Here is a 6,187-nt window from a genome sequence, read left to right on the forward strand (position 1 = left end):
CCTCCTCAATGCGTGCTTCCAAACAACCCGATCACTGACTACCCGCAATGACGCACAACTGCACCGAGAACCGCAACAAGCCCAGCCTTCGTCACCGTCCCTCCCCGTGATTCGAAATCCGCGTTCCAGGGAAGACCGACAGATTCAACGATCGATTTCGCTAGTTCAGGCTTGGTTTGCTTCTCGTCGATGCCGAGCCCGAGGTATCGGTTGACCAAAACAAAAATCTCCCGCGGCTCGGTCGATCCGGTCGACATCTTCGGCACTTCGACGCCGAGGCGATCCGCGATCTCCCACACGATGTCAGCCTTTGTTGTCAAGCTTCCGCCGCCTTCATGAAGGACCTAAGACGCGAGGTGGTCTCGCACGACCACTCGATCGGATCAAGTCGTTTCGCTGAACGGTTCAGCAATTCCATCAAACGCATCCGTTCGATGACAGTCACCACCGTGGTCAACTGCCGCCAATCTGGTCCGGCGTTCCGCACTGTCCCGGGAATGACGAGAAGACTCATAGGATCGAGGTCCATCGCTAGCCAACTCGCCCAGAGTCGAAGGTCGATGTCCGTTGTCTTCCGGAACGTCTCCGCTTGAATTGTGCACTGGGCTAGACCGAGCGGGAACCCAGGGCGCTGATCCGCGAATTGACGCCACGCAACGACATCCACGCCTCCGTCCTTCCGGAGGGGCGGACGGTAGCCGCGTCCGGGCTCGAGACCGATCTTTGAGGCCAGCCATGGGACGGCCTGGTCGAAGGCCTCCGGTCTGCCGTGCCTCGAGGGGTAGCCGAACGAAAGAGCACGACCGCCCTCTCCCCAAAGGTTCGCCAAAGCCTTCTCGGCGATCGTTTCGAAGAGCTCACCCATTTCCGCTGCGTCGGTGGCACGCACTGTCTGGCGGGCCACCGACCCGGGGGTGAGATGGAGAAGCGCAGCGTAATGAGTGAGGAGCGGGTTGCCATTCTCGCGAAGCACGGCCAGTTCTGACGTCCGGAAGGGATAGGCGGACCCAAGGACCTTGACGCGTTTGGCCATTACCTCCATGGCCATGCTCACCTTCAAAGGAGGAGCGCCGATCTCAACCGATGCGAGTTCTTCCAGCCTGTCCCGGCCGAGATGCCCGGACATGCTGACAAGCGTGGCAGTCTCGATCCAATCGGCTATCGCCTCCACACTTGCGATCTCGAGATCGGTCACCGGTCAGACCACCGACTCGGCATCGACGTCGTCAATCGTCGATCGGATGCTGCCTGCGAGCGATTCGATGTCCTCTACGAGCTTCTGAATCTCGGCATCCATAGCGAACTCCGATACGTCACTACTAGCGGCCGCCAGTGCGTTACGCGCCGTCGTAAGCTTCAGCGTCAAGGCCTTCAGCGGGTCCAAGCCCTTTTCCTGGATTCGCTGCTTTGCTTCCTCGAGAGTCTTCCCCTCGCGAAGGGCTCCAAGTCCTACATCCGATGCGACGACATTTCCGAGTTGGGAGATCTGCCGCGAGTCGGAGATCAGCGGCTCGTGCTCGTTGTCGCCGAATACCCATTGGATGATCTCCTTGAGCTCCTCCGACTTCTCAGACGGAACCGGCGCCTCACCGATAACGGTCTGCGAACCAAGGGGCGCGCCCACGTGGCTGCGAATCTTCGTGCTTCCCATCGCCACGGTCAACAAGGAGAAGGCGCTCTCCACCTGGGACGTCTCAAGCCCCAACTCGGCAGCCTGGTTCAACACCGCTTGATCGCGATACAAGTCGGCGGCCTTGGACTTGGGGATGCCGATGAGATCGGCCACCTCCTGAATCGTCCTGCCTTCTTCAACCCGCGCCGCGATGTATCGCGCTTGCATGAAGGGTCTCCAGGCAAGCTTGCCGACGACATGGACCCTAGCGATTTCCGCGTGAGTTGTATCTCGTGACTGGTGCATCACCACAGGTATGGACATCTTCGGGCTGATCGCCCGCTTCTTCGCCACATCTTCCCATCGCTCTGGCGTCGCGAACCCAGAGCGAACGTCTGGATACGCCAAACCGATCAAGGCGGTCAGGCGTCGATTTCCTTCGACGACGATCCAAGTCCCGGCCTCGTCAGGACTCGGGACAACGATCAGGGGTTCCGCGTTAAAGAACCCCAATTCAGCGATTGACTGCGCCACGGGAAAGGCTTCGAATCCCATCTCAAGCATGGTCGCCAGTTCGGCCGTGTCCTTGCTTCGGTGCGTCTCGGGGATACGAGGGTTCTCGGGATCGAGACGCAAAGCATCCAACGGGACACTCCCCAGTTTTCCCGCGCTCATCGGGAGCGGCTCAGACATTCGTATCCTTTCGAACTACTAATCCAGAGCCTAGGTAGATGGCCAATGCCAGTACCTGGCCCTCGTCTTCCTGACTACGTACTTGGGTGCGGTGGATTTGGATCACTATCTGATCTGGATCTGTATCGAGACTCTCCACGTACCGATCCCCCGGATAGAAATCTCCATTGGGCTGCGCCTTGAGGTCGCGTCCCTGAAACAGATTCACGAAGCCGAGTTCTGAAGACCACCCACGAGTTCGAGGCCCACCGTGGTCCTCCATCAGCATGATGGTGACCTTCTTGACGTGCTGGAATCCGCGAACGACTGCGTCGATGAACTCCTCATGCAGCCACCCCGGGCTGTAAGAGGGTCGCGCCCACCCTCGGAGCAGTGCCTCAGCAGCCTCCACCGAGGTGAGGCGCAGAGTCCGGAACGACAACCTCCCTTGCGGCACGAGTGGCGCGTCTAGCAGCCCAATTTCGGAGAGAAGGCGTTCGTTGTGAGCAGTGTCCGTAGAAGCACGCGACGGCATACGCATCTGGTGCCACCCGAGGTTCATCGTCGAAAGTGCTTGGACCACGCTCGACCGCGTAGGAACCATTCCCTTGGGAAGTAGTAGTCCAATCTCTTGCGCCCAAGAGTGCACAGACCCCCCACTCTCGACGTGATCCCGCAAGCGGGCCCGCAGGTCCTCTTCCGTATGGACGACTTCGGTCAGCGACCGGACGGTCTTCTTGCTCGCGAAGAACTGACAGTAGGGAAGAAGATCTCCTCGATAGCCGAACGCACGAGCTCGCTGCTCGAGCGTGTCGACCTGGGGACTCGCCGGCCGGTTCATATAGGTCACGGTCAAGCCCTCTACCGTGAATCCTCGATCCAACTTGTTGCCGCCCACGAGGATATGTATCGGGGAGACGTGCCAGTCCACTTTGTTGACGTCAGCTGCGCTGTTGACCAGCCACGTGATGGCCTCCAGAAGAACCGTCTTGAGCTTCACCACGAACTGGGCGTCGTCGGCGTCTCTGGCACCGTTGGCCACGAGACGGGCGCGCTCCTCAAGGATGCTCTGGGGGACAGTTGCAATCTCTCCTTCTACGATCTCCTTCTTCCACGCCTCCAACTGGCGCCGGATGAGGAACTCGTACCGAGCTTGGACGTCATTTCGAGCCGTCGAATGCACGAGCATGCTGATGGGCGGGCTGGCGTTGTCGTGCAGCAGCAGAAGCGCGGAACCTGCGAGAAATGCGGAAAGGGCCTGGTGGAGGCTGCGCTGGAGTCTGAGCGGCGGCGACTTCGATGCCTGCTCATCGAGAAGCGGGACGTTTCTTACAACCGTGTCAGCGTTGTCGATGAAAAACTGCCTGCCGCCCGTGTAACCCCTACCTGGAGTCAGAAACTCAACGTGCTGAGGACTCAGGATGTCCGCAGCATCCAAGAGCAACGGAGCATACGGGGTAGCCGTGTACTGGACGTAAAGGTGCCGGGGCACCGATCTGCGAAGCTCACGGATCGCCCCGTACGTCCTGCTCTCGGCGTCCCTGCTTGTATTCAAGGACGCCTGGTCCGCCTCATCGTCGATGATGAGTACGTTCAAACTGTCCGGCATCTTCTCGAGTTGCTTCGCTACCGCTCTAATTCGGCCTGCGTGCTTGAGGACTGGTACGAGACAGACACGACCCATATCAACGAACCGGCGGAGTTTCTTGCCAGCCGCCTCGGTCGTTGGATTTGTCTCAGTGATCCACACGTAATCAGCCCGCGTCGTAATACCCAACGAGGCTTCGAGCCGGTCTCGGTTTTGGTCGAGTAGAAGATTGGTAGATCCAAGCAACGCGACGATCACTGCGTATCCAGCATCTGCTGCTGCAGCGGCAAGCGCGGTGATCGAAGTTGTCTTTCCCGACTGAACGTAACCCAACGCTAGAACCGTTGAATCAGTCCCGCGACCAGCCGCGGGACCGTGCGAAAGTATGGAGTGCACGGATTCCCATATTGACACTCTCGTCGGTTCGTCCATGGACGTGGCAAGGAACTGATCTAGGCGACCGGTCTCGCTCATTCGACGTTCTCTTCCTTTACGAAGGCACGTTTCTTGACTTCGGTCCAGGACCCAAAGCGATTTCGAATGGTCTGGAACGAGGGTCCGTCCGGTGCGAATTGTCGTCTCCAGTCATCAAACTTGTGGGCGGAGTTCGGTTGACTGGGATCGAGCAAGTACTGACGCACTATCTGTAGCAAGTCTTGATCTGTCCACTTCGACTGATAGTTGTTTCGTACGGCCCGTCCTGGGACCACGCCCGCCGCATCGCAGGCCGCGGACCAGTTCCCGAAGCGCTGCCAGATCCTAGGCACCGAAGGTCCGCTGATTTGACCGGAAGCGAGCAGGCTTGCATACGCTTTTGTCGTCAGAGGAAACTCATAGATTGCGGCCTCGCGAAGCGATTCGAGAATGGCCTCGTCTGACCATCGTTCTTCGTTGTTACCAGCCGGACGGAGGCGAAGGTGGACAAGATCGATCGGCCAATACCGCACGGTTTCGCTCGACGTCAGTCCCGCCACCTCCGCAGCATCCGAGACGGTCATAGCGCCGCCACCGTCTAGCGCTTGTCGGATTAGCGGTTCGACACGAGCGCGACGATCACGCTCAGCAATCTCAGTTCGAACCCGCTGCAACTCCGCGACTTCAGCTGCACTTGGGCCTCCGTACTTCGCGATGAGTTGCCGCACACGCTCCCTGGTGAGTCTGTGAAGACTTCCGATCTCGTCCAAGGTCGCGCCTGAGAGGCGTCTCTCGATCATGTCCGAGACGTGGGGCGGAGCCGGCGGGAGAGGGGGAGTCTCGCCGTGCCCCACCCAGGCGTATACATCTCGATCAATCCTGACGAACCGACTCTCGCCCTTCGACAGGGTCCGCATAACCTCCCTGACGAGTTGCGCAGACGGTATGGGGGCATCGAGGGTTTCCGACACGACCGCGTGGACCTCAGGAAGGGTGACTGGCTCTGCTTCTCGTTGGGCGACGATGTCCCGAAGGAGGGCCTCCACACGGAGGCGCTGGGCGCGGTTGGTTATGCGCACTCGAACTGCTTTCGGCTGGGCGCGGTTGGTTATGCGCGCTCGAACTGCTTTCGGCTGGGCACGGCGCTCGGCTGCGCAGGCACGACATTCGGTGTAACGCATTCCCGGCTTATCGCTAACCGTAGGAAACGCCGTCGCACGTTTCGTCTCTCCGCAAGAACCCGAACAAGTCTGGAATCCGTCATCGGTACGACCGAAGTATCGGCCTACCACCGAAGCCCCGATATTGTCCATACTTCACCAAATCCCGAGAACCCTCGCCAATGCCTCACTAAGAATAGTTCGCACACGGGTTCGAGGTGTGCAATATGGGACTTCTGTACGTGTGAGCCGCGCACGGTAGTTCGCGCTCTTGACCCACGCCTGCGCACGAACGCAGCGCATGGCTGACGGTCAGGGCGTCGGCCGCTCAGGCGGCCGAGGTGGAGCCTAGGGGACTCGAACCCCTAACCCCCTGCTTGCAAAGCAGGTGCGCTACCAATTGCGCCAAGGCCCCTGGTGGGTGGAATCAGACGGAGTCGCTGTGCGCGGCCCACGGATCGGGCTGCGCGGCGGGCTTGCGGCGGTTCGAGAGCCAGACGGCTCCGGCGACCGCAAGTGCCAGGGTGAGGATCTTCTTCACGTCGATTCCTCCTTCGGTGGGCCTAGATGGACTTGAACCATCGACCTCTTCCTTATCAGGGAAGCGCTCTAACCGAGCTGAGCTATAGGCCCCGGGCAGCAATAGAAGAGATTACCCCAAGGTCTGCGGCGAGTTCCAATCGGGTCGGCGAGTGGCGCATCACCCCCGCCGAGTGGCGCAGAACGGCCCGCCACTCGGCG

5 protein-coding genes and 2 tRNA genes are annotated in these 6,187 nt (G+C 59.9%); all 7 read right to left on the reverse strand.

Features of this window, described 5'->3' with window-relative positions; all coding sequences use genetic code 11:
* Nucleotides 1-38 precede the first annotated feature (38 nt).
* Nucleotides 39-299 (reverse strand): hypothetical protein, encoded by a 261-nt coding sequence (locus tag AFL01nite_RS06660; protein WP_146826665.1) that lies wholly within the window; start codon nucleotides 297-299, stop codon nucleotides 39-41.
* Between the two features lie 17 nt (nucleotides 300-316).
* Complete coding sequence (locus tag AFL01nite_RS06665) at nucleotides 317-1,195, reverse strand: hypothetical protein (protein ID WP_146826667.1); 879 nt, start codon at nucleotides 1,193-1,195, stop codon at nucleotides 317-319.
* 3 nt (nucleotides 1,196-1,198) lie between these two features.
* Nucleotides 1,199-2,305: a ParB/RepB/Spo0J family partition protein gene (locus AFL01nite_RS06670; RefSeq protein ID WP_146826668.1), complete on the reverse strand. Its 1,107-nt coding sequence runs from the start codon at nucleotides 2,303-2,305 to the stop codon at nucleotides 1,199-1,201.
* A complete protein-coding gene (locus AFL01nite_RS06675) occupies nucleotides 2,298-4,346 on the reverse strand; it encodes a Z1 domain-containing protein (protein WP_146826670.1) in 2,049 nt (682 codons plus the stop codon). Before AFL01nite_RS06675 ends, AFL01nite_RS06670 begins: the two co-directional genes overlap by 8 nt.
* Nucleotides 4,343-4,870 carry a hypothetical protein gene (locus AFL01nite_RS06680; protein ID WP_146826672.1) on the reverse strand — a complete coding sequence of 176 codons (528 nt, stop codon included), beginning with the start codon at nucleotides 4,868-4,870 and terminating at the stop codon, nucleotides 4,343-4,345. Before AFL01nite_RS06680 ends, AFL01nite_RS06675 begins: the two co-directional genes overlap by 4 nt.
* A 918-nt stretch (nucleotides 4,871-5,788) precedes the next feature.
* Nucleotides 5,789-5,861, reverse strand: a tRNA-Ala gene (locus tag AFL01nite_RS06685).
* A gap of 143 nt (nucleotides 5,862-6,004) precedes the next feature.
* A tRNA-Ile gene (locus AFL01nite_RS06690) sits at nucleotides 6,005-6,079 on the reverse strand.
* Between the last annotated feature and the right edge of the window lie 108 nt (nucleotides 6,080-6,187).

Origin of the sequence: Aeromicrobium flavum (assembly GCF_007992115.1) — a bacterium.
Lineage (GTDB): Bacteria > Actinomycetota > Actinomycetes > Propionibacteriales > Nocardioidaceae > Aeromicrobium > Aeromicrobium flavum.

Excerpts from the sequence above, each read along its gene's own strand:
- AFL01nite_RS06670 (WP_146826668.1), bottom strand. The coding sequence starts at position 2,305 with ATGTCTGAGCCGCTCCCGATGAGCGCGGGAAAACTGGGGAGTGTCCCG.
- AFL01nite_RS06675 (WP_146826670.1), bottom strand. The coding sequence starts at position 4,346 with ATGAGCGAGACCGGTCGCCTAGATCAGTTCCTTGCCACGTCCATGGAC.
- AFL01nite_RS06680 (WP_146826672.1), bottom strand. The coding sequence starts at position 4,870 with ATGACCGTCTCGGATGCTGCGGAGGTGGCGGGACTGACGTCGAGCGAA.